At 67.3% G+C, this 15,891-nt stretch carries 9 protein-coding genes and 2 pseudogenes; 8 read left to right on the top strand and 3 right to left on the bottom strand.

Going from position 1 to position 15,891, the window contains the following annotated elements; genetic code table 11:
• The first annotated feature begins 241 nt into the window (after positions 1 to 241).
• The 5 genes from DID99_RS34855 (at position 242) to uvrA (ending at position 10,673) form a co-directional block, all read left to right on the top strand.
• A complete protein-coding gene (locus DID99_RS34855; RefSeq protein ID WP_124572212.1) occupies positions 242 to 550 on the top strand; it encodes an H-NS family nucleoid-associated regulatory protein in 309 nt (102 codons plus the stop codon).
• A 106-nt stretch (positions 551 to 656) separates the two neighbouring features.
• Complete coding sequence (locus DID99_RS34850) at positions 657 to 1,571, top strand: LysR substrate-binding domain-containing protein (protein WP_044846953.1); 915 nt, start codon at positions 657 to 659, stop codon at positions 1,569 to 1,571.
• A gap of 183 nt (positions 1,572 to 1,754) precedes the next feature.
• Positions 1,755 to 3,029 carry a dicarboxylate/amino acid:cation symporter gene (locus DID99_RS34845; RefSeq protein ID WP_124668563.1) on the top strand — a complete coding sequence of 425 codons (1,275 nt, stop codon included), beginning with the start codon at positions 1,755 to 1,757 and terminating at the stop codon, positions 3,027 to 3,029.
• Positions 3,026 to 4,492: an aspartate/glutamate racemase family protein gene (locus DID99_RS34840; RefSeq protein ID WP_260444764.1), complete on the top strand. Its 1,467-nt coding sequence runs from the start codon at positions 3,026 to 3,028 to the stop codon at positions 4,490 to 4,492. Before DID99_RS34845 ends, DID99_RS34840 begins: the two co-directional genes overlap by 4 nt.
• 289 nt (positions 4,493 to 4,781) lie before the next feature.
• Positions 4,782 to 10,673: an excinuclease ABC subunit UvrA gene (gene uvrA / locus DID99_RS34835; protein WP_124668562.1), complete on the top strand. Its 5,892-nt coding sequence runs from the start codon at positions 4,782 to 4,784 to the stop codon at positions 10,671 to 10,673.
• A 256-nt stretch (positions 10,674 to 10,929) separates the two neighbouring features.
• Here the strand turns inward: uvrA and DID99_RS34830 are convergent, their stop codons facing one another.
• From DID99_RS34830 to DID99_RS34815, 3 genes are all read right to left on the bottom strand, one after another.
• The gene (locus DID99_RS34830; RefSeq protein WP_124668561.1) at positions 10,930 to 11,871 is read right to left on the bottom strand and encodes an amino acid ABC transporter substrate-binding protein; all 942 of its coding nucleotides are present in this window, start codon (positions 11,869 to 11,871) and stop codon (positions 10,930 to 10,932) included.
• 13 nt (positions 11,872 to 11,884) lie between these two features.
• Positions 11,885 to 13,192, bottom strand: a complete 1,308-nt coding sequence (locus DID99_RS34825; protein ID WP_124668560.1) for a dicarboxylate/amino acid:cation symporter — start codon at positions 13,190 to 13,192, stop codon at positions 11,885 to 11,887.
• A 204-nt stretch (positions 13,193 to 13,396) separates the two neighbouring features.
• Positions 13,397 to 14,086 carry a glutathione S-transferase family protein gene (locus tag DID99_RS34815; protein WP_124489809.1) on the bottom strand — a complete coding sequence of 230 codons (690 nt, stop codon included), beginning with the start codon at positions 14,084 to 14,086 and terminating at the stop codon, positions 13,397 to 13,399.
• A gap of 245 nt (positions 14,087 to 14,331) precedes the next feature.
• On the opposite strand from DID99_RS34815, the gene DID99_RS34810 reads away from it, so the two are divergent.
• The 3 genes and pseudogenes from DID99_RS34810 to DID99_RS34795 form a co-directional block, all read left to right on the top strand.
• Positions 14,332 to 15,204, top strand: a complete 873-nt coding sequence (locus DID99_RS34810; RefSeq protein ID WP_124668559.1) for a LysR family transcriptional regulator — start codon at positions 14,332 to 14,334, stop codon at positions 15,202 to 15,204.
• A 169-nt stretch (positions 15,205 to 15,373) separates the two neighbouring features.
• Positions 15,374 to 15,622 (top strand): annotated as a pseudogene (locus tag DID99_RS34800) (aminotransferase); the annotation flags it as partial.
• Positions 15,623 to 15,798: 176 nt separating this feature from the next.
• A pseudogene (locus tag DID99_RS34795) lies at positions 15,799 to 15,891 on the top strand (electron transfer flavoprotein subunit beta/FixA family protein); the annotation flags it as partial.

Here is a 15,891-nt window from a genome sequence, read left to right as displayed (position 1 = left end):
GGGCTCGAGCGCATCCAGGCGGACTTCCGCCGCGTGCTGACGGCCGCGAAGCCGGACGTCGAGCTGCCGTTCTGAACGACGTGCGCACGCGTGCTGCCGACGCATCCGATGCATAGGGAGACAGGCCTCGTGCCGCGTCGGGCGCAAGCGCGTGACACCACCCGTTGACAACACAACGAACCGTTCGGGGCTTGCGCCCCGTTCGGCTTTTCATGGCGCCGGAGCAATTGGGAGGAAAGGGATGTCAGGCTATCGCGAATTGAAGGCGCAAGCCAATGAACTGATGAAACGTGCCGAGGAAGCGCGACAGGCCGAACTCGAGACCGTGCTGCAGGAGGTCCGTACCCGTGTCGCCGAATATGGGTTGACCCCGAGACAGATATTCGGCCGTCAGGGCAGTGCCGCAAGGACGGCGCGAAAAACGCCCGCCCTCGAGCCGAAGTACCGCGATCCGATCACCGGGGCGACGTGGTCCGGCCGGGGACGCGAGCCGGCATGGATCAAGGGGAAGCGCCGCGAGCGCTTCCTGATCGAGCGCCAGGAGGGTTGAACGCGACATTGCGCGCTGCCCATAAAATGGAGGCGTCCGTCGGCCCGCGCTTCGCCACGACCCTGGCGACGCGCGGGCCGGCTCACCCGCGACCTCCAAGGCCATCATGGAAATCAAATGGATCGAGGATTTCCTCGCGCTCGCGCAATACCAGAGCTTTTCCCGCGCGGCTGAATTTCGCAACGTCACGCAATCGGGCTTCAGCCGCCGCATCCAGTCGCTCGAGCAGTGGATCGGCGCCGAGCTGATCGACCGCAGCAGCTTTCCGCCGGTGCTGACGCCCGCGGGGCGCCTGTTCCGCGAAACGGCCGAAGACGTCATCAGCCGCCTGTACGATACCCGCGCGATCATCCGCACCGAGCAGCGGATCGCCGGCAAGAGCCTGCAGATCGCCGCGGGCCACACGATCGCGCTGAGTTTCCTGCCGGCCTGGCTCAAGGCGCTCGCGACGCATTTCGGTGAAGTGCGCGCGCGTGTCATTCCGACGAACGTCCACGACTCGATCCTGATGCTCGTCAACGGCAACTGCGAGCTGATGTTCGCGTATCACCATCCGGAGCTGCCGCTCCATCTCGACCCCGCGAAGTACGCGCACCTGACGGTGGGCCTCGACACGCTGATGCCGGCGTGCCGGCCGAACCGTCGATCGGCGCCCGCGTTTCGCCTGCCCGGAACGAAGCAGAATCCGCTGCCGCTGATTACCTACACGGAAACCAGCTACTTCGGCCGCTGTCTCGCGCTGCTGCTCGGTCGCGCGCCGGATGCGCCGGCCTTGCAGCTGCACTACGAGTCCGACATGGCCGAAGTGCTCAAGAAGCTCGTGATGGAAGGCGAGGGCGTCGCGTGGCTGCCCCGCAGCGCGATCGCCGCCGAACTGGCGGCCGGCGACCTCGTGCCGGCCGGCCCGGCGGCGTGGAACCTGGACGTCGAGCTGCGCGTGTATCGCGACGTGTCCAATCGCAGCGAATTCCTCGACACCCTCTGGCAGCATCTGCGCGCGGCGCCTGCCCGGCTCGGCTGAATCAGGGTTTTCCCGCGTTATGCGGCGCTCGCATACCGCCATGTCGCACCGGCATCACGGCTTTTTCGACCGTCCCTACCATTCGTTCCAACGGCACATGCGACGCGCGACCGGCGTCGCGCGGCCTTCTTCGCAGCGCTCGCCGCCTTCCGGCGGCCGGGTGCCACCCAAGGACGAATGGACATGAAAAATCGCCTCACCTCAAGCATCGCAGTCGGCATGATCCTCGGTGTCGTCGCCGGTTATGCGTGCCACGCCAACATCGCGGATCCGGCCACCCTCAAGACGATCGCCGGCTACTTCTCGATCGTCACCGACATCTTCCTGCGCCTGATCAAGATGATCATCGCGCCGCTGGTGTTCGTGACGCTCGTGTCCGGCCTGGCCGGCATGGACAGCGGCGAGGACGTCGGCCGCATCGGCCTGCGCTCGCTCGGCTGGTTCGTCTGCGCGTCGCTGATTTCGTTGAGTCTCGGCCTCGTGATGGCCAATGCGCTGCAGCCGGGCGCCGGCCTGAACCTGATGGCGAGCGCGGGCGAGGTCAACACCGGACTGAACACCGCCGCGCTGAACGCCCGGGACGTGATCACGCATGCGTTCCCGACCAGCCTGCTCGATGCGATGGCGCGCAACGACATCCTGCAGATCCTGGTGTTCTCGATCTTTCTCGGCGTCGCGCTGAGTGCGTTGAAGCGCGACCCGCGCGTTAGCGTCGTGATCCAGGCGATCGACGGGATGGTGCCGGTGATGCTGCGCCTGACGAACTACGTGATGCGCGCGGCGCCGCTCGGCGTGTTCGGTGCGATCGCGTCGTCGGTCACGCTGCGCGGGCTCGACGTGATCTACACGTACGGGAAGCTGATCGGCGCGTTCTATCTCGGCTTGCTGGTCCTTTGGGCGATCCTGATCGGCGTCGGCTACGTGTTTCTCGGGCGGTGCGTCGGGAGCCTGCTGAAGGCCGTGCGCGAGCCCGCGCTGATCGCGTTCTCGACCGCCAGCAGCGAGGCCGCCTATCCGCGCCTGACCGAGCAGCTCGAGCGCTTCGGCGTCGACAAGAAGGTGGTGGGCTTCACGCTGCCGCTCGGCTACGCGTTCAACCTCGACGGATCGATGATGTATCAGGCGTTCGCGGCCATCTTCATCGCGCAGGCGTTCGGCGTGCACATGCCGCTGTCGGAGCAGGTGTTCATGCTGCTGGTGCTGATGTTGAGCAGCAAGGGCATGGCGAGCGTGCCGCGCGGCTCGGTGGTAGTGGTCGCGGCGGTCGCGCCGATGTTCCATCTGCCGGTGGCCGGCGTCGCGATGGTGCTCGCGATCGACCAGATCCTCGACATGGGCCGCACGATGACCAACGTGATCGGCAACAGCGTGGCGACGGCGGTGATCGCGAAGTGGGAGACGCGGCGCGCCGTGAAATCGCAGGACGCCGTATTCGAGCAGCCGGAGCTGAACGCATGATGCGCACGGAGACGGATAGCGTGAATGCGCGGAGGAAATTCGGCGTGGTCGGCGGCCTGGGGCCGCTGGGCAGTGCCGACGTGTTCTTCAAGATGGTGAAGGCGACGCCGGCGTCGTCCGACGAGGAACACGCCGGGATGATCTTCGAGCAATACCCGTTCAAGGGCTCGGGGTCGGGCAGAGCGGTGACCATCGAGCGCAAGCTGTACGTGTTCGACATGATCCGGCAGTTCGAGAAGCGCGGCGTGACGACGGTCGTGCTGCCGTGTTTCCTGAGTCACACGTTCATCGACGAATTGAAGGCGAATACGCGCCTGCCGATCGTGGACATCGTCGAAGCCGTTCGCTACCACGTGCGGCGCAAATACCCGGACGCGACGCGCATCGGCGTGCTGGCTTCCGACTACGTGCGGGACAAGCGACTCTTCGACACGTATTTCCCGTCACCGCAGTTCGACGTCGTTCATCCGCGGACGCACGACGGGATCGATCTCGTGACGGAAGCCGTCTACGGCGCCGACGGCATCAAGCGCGGCAATCTGCGCGGCCGGCCGGTCGACCTGCTGCGCCGCGCATGCGTGGACCTGATCGATCAGCGCGTGCAGGTGATCGTCCCCGGCCTGACCGAGATCGCGCTGGTCGCGGACGCCATCGGCCCGCTGCGCCTGCCGCTCGTGGATTCGAACCTCGCGTATGCGCAGTACGCGGTGACCGGGCACGCCGGTTCGCGCGCGGCGCCGTTCAAGGTCGGCGTGGTTGGCGGCGTCGGGCCGGCCGCGACGGTCGATTTCCTCGACAAGATCGTGCGCAACACGCCGGCGTCGCGCGATCAGGAACACATCAAGCTGCTGGTCGAGCAGAATCCGCAGATTCCCGACCGGACCGAGAACCTGACGGGCACCGGCGCGGACCCGACGATCTCGTTGTACGCGACCTGCAAGAAGCTCGAGGACGGCGATGCCGACGTCATCGCGATTCCGTGCAACACCGCGCATGCGTTCGTCGAGCGGATCCAGCCGTACCTCGGCATTCCGGTCGTCAACATGCTGACCGTCACGGTCGCGCATCTGCGCGATACGTATCCGGGGCTGCGCGACGTCGGCGTGCTCGCGACATCCGGCACGATCGAAAGCGGTGTGTACAAGAGGGCACTCGAATCGCAAGGGCTGCGGCAAGTCGCGCCGATGCCCGCATTGCAGGTGCGCGTGATGGAAGCGATCTACGGGAAGCAGGGCGTGAAGGCCGGCTTCACGACCGGACAGTGCAAGGACGATATCGGTGCCGCCGTCGACGCGCTGATCGCCGAGGGCGTGCGGGTGATCGTGCTCGGTTGCACCGAGCTGCCGATCCTGCTGCCGGGCGGCGAATATGTCGCGCCGGACGGGCGTCGCGCGACGCTCGTCGATCCGACCGACGTGCTCGCTCGCACGTGCATTGCGTATGCGACGGCGGGTGGCGGCTGAGCTGGCGCCGGTGCGGGGCGTGAGCGCGAGCGGGAGACGCTCCGGAAGCGCGCGCCGTTCGGCGCGCGCTTCGACGATCGAGCCGCCGTCCGGGAAAGCCGGCGCGATCCGGCGCGGTTTCCCGCATTCGCGCCGCTCTTGGAAAACTGTATGAATATACAGTATAGTATCCGTCGAACTCGAGCGGCGCGGGCATGACCCGTGCGGCACGTGCGCCGCGCCTGCGGGCATCCGCCGCAGCGTTCCGGCACCGTGAAATCCGGCTAACTCATTCAGACGGGCAGGCAAATTGTCATCCAGCAATCTGATCCGCATTCGCGGAGCACGTCAGCACAACCTCAAGAACCTCGATCTCGACCTGCGCACCGGCGAAATGACGGTCGTCACCGGCCCGTCGGGCTCCGGCAAGTCGAGCCTCGTGTTCGACACGCTGTACGCGGAAGGCCAGCGGCGCTACGTCGAAACCTTCAGCGCGTATGCGCGGCAGTTCCTCGACCGGATGGACCGTCCGCAGGTCGAGCGCGTCGACGGCGTGCCGCCCGCGATCGCGATCGACCAGACCAACCCGGTCCGCAGCTCGCGTTCGACCGTCGGCACGATGACCGAGCTCAACGATCACCTGAAGCTGCTGTACGCGCGCGCGGCCGAGCTGTTCGACCGCCAGACCGCGCGGCAGGTGCGGCATGACACGCCGGAGACGATCTACGCGGAACTCGTCGAGCGCACGCGCGCCGACGATCCGCGCGTCGTCGTCACGTTCCCGGTCGAGTTGCCGGAAAGCGTGTCCGACGAGGAAATCGCGCAGTGGCTGTCGGCGAGCGGCTACACGCGCGTGCAGGCGCAGCGCGAAGTCGCGTCGCCGACCGGCCCGCGCAAGCTGCTCGACGTGGTGGCCGACCGCTTCCGCGTGCAGCAGGCCGACAAGGTGCGCGTGGTCGAGGCGATCGAGGCGTCGCTGAAGCGCGGCGGCGGCCGCGTGAACGTCTACGTGCTCGCGCCGGAAGCGGAAAACGCGCTGGCCGAGCCGCAGGTGTGGCGTTTCTCCACCGGGCTGCACGATCCCGACAGCGACCTGCGCTACGCGGAGCCGCAGGCGGCGCTGTTCTCGTTCAACTCGGCCTACGGCGCGTGCGAGACCTGCCGCGGCTTCGGCCGCGTGATCGGCGTCGATCTCGGCCTGGTGATCCCCGACGCGCGCAAGACGCTGCGCGGCGGCGCGATCAAGCCGATGCAGACGCCCGCCTGGAAGGAGTGCCAGGACGACCTGATGCGCTACGCGGCGAAGGCCGACATCCGCCGCGACACGCCGTGGTCCGACCTGACCGATGCCGAGCGCGACTGGGTGATCAACGGCTCGCCGGACTGGAACGGCAAGTGGCAGAGCCAGTGGTACGGCGTGAAACGCTTCTTCGGCTATCTCGAATCGAAAGCGTACAAGATGCATATCCGCGTGCTGCTGTCGAAATACCGCAGCTACACGCCGTGCGAGGTCTGCGGCGGCGCGCGCCTGAAGACGGAATCGCTGCAGTGGCGGCTCGGCTCGAAGGCCAACGCCGATGCGGTGCTCGCGCCCGCCGATCGTTTCATGCCGCGCGGCGTCGACTGGACGCGCGCGCAGCTCGAAGCGCTGCCGGGCCTGACGGTGCACGACCTGATGCTGCTGCCGATCGAGCGCATCCGCCGCTTCTTCGACGAGATCACGCTGCCGAGTGCGCTGCTCGACGATGCGCTGAAACTGCTGCTCGCCGAGGTGCGCACGCGCCTGAAATACCTGTGCGACGTGGGGCTCGGCTACCTGACGCTCGACCGGCAGAGCCGCACGCTGTCGGGCGGCGAGGTGCAGCGGATCAACCTGACCACCGCGCTCGGCACCTCGCTCACGAAAACGCTGTTCGTGCTCGACGAGCCGAGCATCGGGCTGCATCCGCGCGACCTCACGCGAATCGTCGAGGCGATGCAGCGGCTGCGCGACGCGGGCAATACGCTGGTCGTCGTCGAGCACGATCCGTCGGTGATGCTCGCGGCCGACCGGCTGATCGACATGGGCCCGGGCCCCGGCGAGCGCGGCGGCACGATCGTCTACGACGGCACGCCGGCCGACATCCGTGCCGCGCGCACGCTGACGGGCGAATATCTCGGCGGCCGCAAGCACGTCGCGCATGCGTCGAACTGGGCGCGCCGCCCGGTCGACGCGAACACGCCGCGCATCGTGCTCGAAGGCGCGACCGAGCACAACCTGCGCGACGTGACGGTCGAGATTCCGCTGCAGCGGCTCGTGTGCGTGACGGGCGTGTCGGGTTCCGGCAAGTCGACGCTGCTGCAGGACGTGCTCTATCCGGCGATGGCGCGCCACCACGGCAAGGCGACCGAGTCGCCGGGCGCGTTCCGCACGCTCACGGGTGCCGACCAGGTCGGCGACGTCGTGTTCGTCGACCAGTCGCCGATCGGCAAGACCACGCGCTCGAACCCGGCCAGCTACGTCGGCGCGTTCGACGAGATCCGCAAGCTGTTCGCGAAGGCGCCGCTCGCGCTGCAGCGCGGCTACGGCGCCGGCACGTTCAGCTTCAACTCGGGCGACGGCCGTTGCCCGACCTGCGGCGGCTCGGGTTTCGAGCACATCGAGATGCAGTTCCTGAGCGACGTCTACCTGCGTTGCCCGGATTGCGACGGCAGCCGCTACCGCGCCGAGATTCTCGAAGTGCGCATCGAGCGCGACGGCCGCGCGCTGAACATCGCCGACGTGCTCGACCTGACCGTCAGCGAGGCGGCCGCGTTCTTCGCGACCGACGCCGAGGTGCTGCGCGTGCTGCAGCCGATCGTCGACGTCGGCCTCGAATACGTGAAGCTCGGCCAGCCGGTGCCGACGCTGTCGGGCGGCGAAGCGCAGCGGCTGAAGCTGGCCGGTTTCCTCGCCGAATCGGCGGCGGCGGCCGGCGGGCGCCGGATCGCCAGCGAAGAGGCGCGCATCGCGCGCGCGAAGCTGTTCATGTTCGACGAGCCCACCACCGGGCTGCACTTCGACGATATCGCGAAACTGATGCAGGCATTCGGCAAGCTGCTCGCGGCCGGCCATTCGCTGATCGTGATCGAGCACAACCTCGACGTGATCCGCGCGGCCGACTGGCTGATCGATCTCGGCCCGGAAGGCGGCGACGGCGGCGGCCTCGTGCTGTGCGCGGGCACGCCCGACGACGTGAAGGCGTGCGCGCAATCGCACACCGGCGTCGCGCTGCTGCAGTACGACCGCGCGATGGACGGCGAAACCGCGCTCGCCGACGAAGGCGTGCCGCTGCAGGCCGTGCTGAACGCCGCCCGCGAGCGGCGCGCGATCGAGGGCGAGGACGTCGTGCGGATCGTCAACGCGCGCGAGCACAACCTGAAGGCGCTCGACGTCGACATCCCGCACGGCAAGTTCAACGTGATCACCGGCGTGTCGGGTTCCGGCAAGTCGACGCTCGCGTTCGACATCCTGTTCCACGAAGGCCAGCGCCGCTACCTCGAATCGCTGAACGCGTATGCGCGCTCGATCGTGCAGCCGGCCGGGCGGCCGGAAGTGGACGCCGTATATGGCATTCCGCCGACGGTCGCGATCGAGCAGCGGCTGTCGCGCGGCGGCCGCAAGAGCACGGTCGCGACCACGTCCGAAGTCTGGCACTTCCTGCGGCTGCTGTACGTGAAGCTCGGCCTGCAGCACTGCATCCACGACGGCACGCCCGTCACGTCGCAAACCGTCGAGTCGATCGCCGCGCAGCTGCTGCGCGACCATCGCGGCGAGCACGTCGGTTTGCTCGCGCCGCTCGTCGTCAACCGCAAGGGCGTGTATACCGATCTCGCGAAGTGGGCGAAGGCGCGCGGCAGCACGCATCTGCGCGTGGACGGCGAGTTCGTCACGGTCGATCCGTGGCCGAAGCTCGACCGCTTCCGCGAGCATACGATCGAGCTGCCGGTGGCCGACATCGTCGTGTCGCCGGACCACGAGGCCGAGTTGCGGCGCCTGCTCGACGAGACGCTCGAGCTCGGCAAGGGCGTGATGCACCTGCTCGCGCCGCTCGACGGGCTGCATCACGCGATGCAGAACGACCATTCGACCGCGCGCGTCGGCGAGGTCAAGGTGCTGTCGGTCAAGCGTGCGTGCCCGGTGTGCGGCACGAGCTACCCGGAGCTCGACCCGCGGATGTTCTCGTACAACAGCAAGCACGGCTGGTGCACGACCTGCGTCGGCACCGGCGTCACGCTCACGCGCGAACAGCGCGCGGCGTACGACGACACGGTGCTCGCCGGTGACGATCGCGGCCGCGAGCAGACCTTGCCGTCGGACGAGCAGGAACCGGAAGGCGTCGGCAACGAGCCGTGCCCCGATTGCGGCGGCACGCGCCTGAACCCGTCCGCGCGCGCAGTCACGTTCGACGCGCATCCGATCGTCGAGGTCGCGCAGTGGACGGTGTCCGATACGCGCCGCTGGGTCGACGCGCTGGAACTGACCGGGCGCGACGCGCAGATCGCGCGCGACATCGTCAGCGAGATCGGCAGCCGCCTCGCGTTCCTCGAGGAAGTCGGGCTCGGCTACCTGAGCCTCGATCGTGCGGCGCCGAGCCTGTCGGGCGGCGAAGCGCAGCGCATCCGGCTCGCCGCGCAGCTCGGCAGCAACCTGCAGGGCGTGTGCTACGTGCTCGACGAGCCGACCATCGGCCTGCATCCGCGCGACAACCAGATCCTGCTGGACGCGCTGCGCAAGCTCGGCGACAAGGGCAACACGCTCGTCGTCGTCGAGCACGACGAGGACACGATTCGCCGCGCCGACCACATCATCGACGTCGGTCCGGGCGCCGGCAAGCGCGGCGGCACGCTGGTCGCCGAAGGGGCGGTCGCGGATCTGGCCGCGCAGCCCGATTCGGTCACGGGCCGGCTGCTCGCGCAGCCGATGACGCACCCGCTGCAGCCGCGCCGTGCGGTGAGCCTCGCGGGCAAGAAGGGCGCACCGGCGGTGCCGGAGGGCTGGCTGACCGTGCACGGCGCGACGCTGCACAACCTGCGTGACGTCACCGTCGGCATTCCGCTCGCGCGGCTCGTCGCGGTGACGGGCGTCAGCGGCTCGGGCAAGTCGACGCTCGCGCGCGACGTGCTGATGACGAACCTGCTCGACGCGGTCGGCCGCTCGGTGCTGTCGTCGCCGGCCATGCGGCGCGCGCGCAAGGCTGCGCAGGACGCGCCGGCCACCAATCGCCGCTCGAGCGTGCTCGCACGCAGCGCGCCGCGGCCGTCGCTGAACGTCACGCATGCGTGGCAGGGCTGCGCGTCGCTGAGCGGCTGGGAGCAGATCGACCGCGTGCTCGAAGTCGACCAGACGCCGATCGGCAAGACGCCGCGCTCGTGCCCGGCCACCTACATCGGCGTGTGGGACACGATCCGCAAGCTGTTCGCCGATACGCTGGAGGCGCGGGCGCGCGGCTACACGGCATCGCGCTTCTCGTTCAACACCGGCGACGGGCGGTGTCCGGCCTGTGAAGGGCAGGGCGTGCGCACGATCGGGATGAGCTTCCTGCCCGACGTGAAGGTGCCGTGCGACGTGTGCCACGGGCAGCGCTTCAACCCGGAGACGCTTGCGGTCACGTGGCGCGGCCGGAACATCGGCGACGTGCTGACGATGGAGATCGACGAAGCGGTGGAATTTTTCGCACCGATTTCGAACATCGCGCATCCGCTGCGGCTGATGAAGGACGTCGGCCTCGGCTACCTGACGCTCGGGCAGCCGTCGCCGACGCTGTCCGGCGGCGAGGCGCAGCGGATCAAGCTCGTGACCGAGCTCACGAAGGTGCGCGACGACATCACGCGGCGCGGCCAGAAGGCGCCGCACACGCTGTACGTGCTCGACGAGCCGACGGTCGGCCTGCACATGGCCGACGTCGCGAAGCTGATCCGCGTGCTGCACCGGCTGGTCGACGGCGGGCATAGCGTCGTCGTAATCGAACACGACCTCGACGTGATCGCGGAAGCCGACTGGATCATCGATCTCGGTCCGGAAGGCGGGGTGGGCGGCGGCACGATCGTCGCGGCGGCGCCGCCGGAAGGGCTCGCGCAGGTGAAGGCGAGCCATACCGGGCATGCGCTGAAGCCGGTGCTGGCGCGAACGGCGGCGCAGGACGGCGAAGCGGAGCGGCAGGGCGAAGCGCGGGTCGGTTGAACGCGGTGCTGCCGGTGAGCGGTCCCGGTGTCTGGGCAGGCACCGGGGCCGTTTTTGCATTCGTCCGTGCGATCGGGCGCTGCGACATCCCGTCGATCGGGCACCCGGCATGAATACATGGCTGCCCGGGATAGCGTGGCCGGATGCGTCGCGCCTGCCGCGCAACGTAGGTGACGCCGGGGACGCCGGTGACGCCGCCGCATCACGCGCGACAGGAACGGCTCGTCCCGGTCGAGCGGAAGACGGCGGCGCTATCTCATTCGCCCTTGACGCCGATCGTCTCGATGATGGTCTCCAGTTGCGGGCTCATCGGCAGGTTGAGGCTCATGCCCGACGGAAGCGGGCGCAGGAACCAGCGCTTGTACTGGCGCGTGATCTCGCCGTCGACGGCCAGCTCCTCGAACGTGCTCTTCACGACCTGCGCGAGCTGCGGATCGTCCTTGCGGAACATGATGCCGTACGGGTCGTAGGACAGGAAGTCGCCGACCACGTCGTACTGGCCGCCCTTGCCCGCATTCACGGCAATCAGGCCGTACAGCAACACGTCGTCCGTCGCGAACGCATCGGCGCCGCCGCTCGCGACGAGCGCGAAGCCCTGCGCATGATCCGGCACCACCTGCAGCTGGATCCCGAGCCTGAACCGCGCGTCCAGGTCGCGCAGCGCCTTCTCGTTGGTCGTGCCGGCCGTCACCGCGACCTTCTTGCCCGCGAGATCGCGGAACGAGCGGATCGGCGAGCCGCGTTTCACCATCACCTTCGTGCCGGCCACGAAGATGATCGGCGAGAACGCCACGCGCTTCTGGCGCTCCAGGTTGCTCGTCGTGGAGCCGCATTCCAGGTCGACCGTACCGTTGACCACCGCGTCGATGCGGTTCTCGGACGTGACCGGCACCCAGCGGATCGTCAGGTTCCGGTTGACCGCATCCTCGATCGACGACACGAGCGCCTTGCAGAGCTCGATCGAATAGCCGATCGGCTGGTTGCGCGCGTTCAGATACGAGAACGGGACCGACGCGTCGCGATAGCCGAGCGCGATCGTGCCGCTGCTGCGCACCTTCGCGAGCGTGCCGGTCAGTCGGGCCGGCGCGAACGGCTCGACGCGCGGCGGCGTGGACGGCGCATCTTCCGCGCGCGCGGTGGCGCCCGCGGCAAGCAGGCCCGCGAGCGCGAGCGCACGCCAGAATCGCTGCATCTTCATCGCCGGGCCTCCGTCAGACGTCCGTCGGATGCGCAATCGTCGCTTCCTGTTCCGCTTCGATGCGTGCCAGATTGGCTTCGGCTTCCGCTTCCGACATGAGCTGGTTTTCCCACTTCGCGACCACCGCGCTCGCGATCGAGTTGCCGACCGCGTTGGTGGCCGAGCGGCCCATGTCGAGGAACGTATCGACGCCGAGAATCAGCAGCAGGCCGGCCTCCGGAAGCCCGAACTGGTGCAGCGTGGCGGCGATCACGACGAGCGATGCGCGCGGCACGCCGGCCATTCCCTTCGACGTGAGCATCAGGACCAGCAGCATCGTGACCTGCGTGCCGATCGACAGGTGGATGTTGTACGCCTGCGCGATGAACAGCGACGCGAACGTGCAGTACATCATCGAACCGTCGAGGTTGAACGAATAGCCCATCGGCATCACGAAGCTCGAAATCCTGCGTCGCACGCCGAACCGGTCGAGCGCGTCGAGGATCTTCGGATACGCGGCTTCGGAGCTGGCCGTCGCGAACGACAGCATGAATGCTTCCTTGATCAGCACCAGCAACTTGAATACGCGCGGCCCGAGGAACAACAGCCCGGCACAGACGAGCAAGGCCCAGAGCAGGAACAGGCTCACGTAGAAGTCGCCCATGAACACTGCGAACTTCAGCAGCACCGACAGCCCGTTGACCGCGACGGTCGCGGCCATCGCGGCCATCACCGCGAGCGGCGCGAGCTTCATCACGTAGCCGGTGATCTTGAGCATCACGTGCGACAGCTGGTCGATCGCGGCGACGAGGATCTTGCCGCGCTCGCCGAGCGCCGCGAGCGCGACGCCGAAGAACATCGAGAACACGACGATCTGCAGGATTTCGTTGTTGCTCATCGCCTCGGCGAACGATCTCGGCACCATGTGGCCGACGAAATCCTTGAGCGTGAACTTGGAGGTCGCGAGGTTCGCCGATGCGCCGATGTCCGGCAGCGGCAGGCCGAGGTTCTCGCCGGGCCGCAGCAGGTTCGCCATGAACAGCCCGAGCAGCAGCGAGATCAGCGACGCGGTGACGAACCAGCTGATCGATTTCGCGAACACGCGCCCGACCGATGCCGCGTCGCCCATGTGCGCGATGCCGACGACGAGCGTCGAGAACACCAGCGGGCCGATCACCATCTTGATCAGCCGCAGGAACACGTCGGACACGAGCGAGATGTATCCGGCGATTTCGGTGGTGGCCTTTTTGTCGGGAAAGCTCGTGAAGATCATGTAGCCGATCAGGATGCCTGCCACCATCGCGATCAGGATCCAGACGGCTGCAGCATTTTTTTTCTGCATCGTGCGCCTCCCATGCACCGGTTCCGCAACCGGGGATGGAAGGACAATACAGGACCCGAACGGCGATGAACAGTGCAACCGGGGGCGGGTTTGCGCTAGCGCCGTGTCGCGACCGATTGCCCGGCAAAGATCGTGCCGGTGGCACCCCGAGCCCGGCGCCGGCGCAACCCGATACGGGGCGCCGGCACGCAAAAGCGGTTCGGTTCAATCCTGAATGCGCAATACGTGATCGCGGATACGCGTCGACAGCATCGAGCCGCGCTTGAGCAGGAACTCCATCAGCCGCTGCGGATAGTCGGCCCGGACCGCTGCGCGCACGGACGGCCGTTCGGCGAGCCGTTGTCGCCATGCAGTGACCTTGGGCAAGCCCGCGAAGAACCCGAAGTCGTCGATCCGCTCGAACACGTCGAAGTAGCGGAACACCGGCCCGAATGCCGCGTCCACGATGCTGAAGTGCGCGCCGCCAAAATACGGGCCGGTGCCGAGCGTGTCTTCGAGCTGCTCGAATCGTGCGCGGATGTCACGGGTTGCCGCGGCCAGCGCCGTTTCGTCCGCAGCCGTGTAGAACCCCCACACGGCGTTCAGCAGTGCCGAAGCGAACTCGACCCAGGCGCGGTGCCGCGCCCGCTCGAGCGGCGCATCGGGATGCAGCCGCGGCGCGAGCGTCTCGTCGAGGTAGTCGCAGATCACGGCCGATTCGAAGATGGGCGCGCCATCGACGACCAGCACGGGGGTCTTGCCGAGCGGGGAAATCCTGCGAAACCAGTCCGGCTTGTTGCCCAGGTCGACGTCCGTCCGTTCGAACGGCACGCCTTTTTCGGTCAGCACGATGACTGCGCGCTGGACGTAGGGGCACAGCACGTGGCTGACGAGGTGGTATTGCGGCGTGCTCATGTCGTCGCCTCGCCGTGGCAGGCCACGTCAGGCGCGAAGCGCCGGCTGCGCCGGCCCAACGCCACGCGGAGCCGCAACGCGCCATAGGCGGCGGCATTGTCACTCGTCGAAATCGATTGGTTCATATCGGCACCCGTTGGGAGAGTTGGCAAGGCGGCACCGAATTTGACATTGCGGAAGTGCTTGAGCAATACGCATGATTACAATGACGGATTGCAAAAATGCAATGAACGGGGGATAACCGGATGCCATACAGGCTCAGCGCAGCAGACCTCGAAACGATACTGGCGCTGTCCCGCTCGGGCACGCTGGTTCAGGCGGGCGAGCGACTGGACGTGGATGCGTCGACCGTGTTTCGCAACCTCAGGCGGATCGAGCGCGGCCTGCAGCAGCAGTTGTTCGAACGGACCCGCTCAGGCTATCGCGCGAAGGAAATCGCGCTGGCGCTGGCCGAACACGCGGAGCAAGTGGAAGTGCAGGTCGAATCGGCCCGCTCGATCGCGCAACAAGTGCCCGAGCAAGTGGCGGGCACCGTGCGCATCACCACCACCGACACGATTCTGCACGGGCTGGTCGGGCCGGCGCTGAAGCAGCTGGAAGCCATCCACCCGCGGCTTGCGTACGAGCTGGACACCGGCAACGAGATCGCCGACCTGGGGCGCCGCGATGCCGATATCGCGGTGCGTGCGACCCGGCAGCCACCGGAATATCTGGTGGGCAAGCATGTCGGGTCGATCGATGTGGCGCTTTTCGCGTCGAGGCACGACGTCGCAGTACGCCGTTATGAAGACGTCACGGCGGGCAAGGCACGCTGGATCGCGCCGGACGACGCGCTGCCGGGCCACCCGTCGGTCATCTGGCGCAAACGTCATTTCAGGAAAGTGGTGCCGCACTACAAGGTCGACAGCATCCTGACCGTGATGGAGCTGGTCGCCCTGGGCATGGGCGTCGGCATACTGCCGATGTTTCTGACACGCGGCCGCTCCGATCTCGTGCAATTGACCGATGTCCTGCCCGACTGCCAGACCGAGCTGTGGGTGCTGACCCACCGGGAATCGCGACATCTGCTGCGGGTCTCGACCGTATTCAAATATCTGTCGACGACGCTGAAGATCTGACCGTGTGCTTCGGTGCGCGGCGATGCGGGCGCATCGCGCCACGGGGCCTGACGGGTCATTCGGGAACCTAATCATGCGCACCGGGGCCAGCAGGCTCGTGCTGAAATCGCACGCCTGCGCCGCCTGCCGGACGATCTCGGCGGTCAGCGAATGGGCGCGTGCCGCACACGACCTGACGGAGCGCGACCTGATCGTCGGGATCGGTTTCGCGAACCTCGAACCGACGCAGGCGGTGCGGGAATACGAAAAGCACGGCGTGATCGTCCATGAACGCGTTGCGTCGAGCCTGTATTCGGGGCGGATGCTGAAATCGTTCGGGCTCGGCGGCGCTGTGCGGATATCGCCGCTTCATTGCCATGCGCCCGACGATATCGCGCGATTCCTGGCGATTACCGCCACGCTGGCAGCGAACTGCTGATCGACGACACGGCTCGGATCATCCGGGCCGTGTCGCATTCGGCGCCGGGAAACGCGCGGCGCAATAGGTTCGGGCTATGACCGGCAGAGTCAATGGATAGTTGTCGCCGGCCGGGTTTGCGCGTGTAATGGCCTGCGAAACCGGATGATGCCAACGACTCGATGGAGGAGCAGCGCGTGAAGATCGTCGTAGCAGTGAAAAGAGTGGTCGATTACAACGTGAAGGTCCGCGTGAAGTCGGACAACACGGGCGTCGACATCGCGAACGTG

The organism is Burkholderia sp. Bp8986, assembly GCF_003854225.1.
Taxonomy (GTDB): Bacteria; Pseudomonadota; Gammaproteobacteria; order Burkholderiales; family Burkholderiaceae; genus Burkholderia.
Note: the sequence above shows the minus strand (reverse complement) of the source record. Positions and strands in the feature narration are given on the sequence as shown.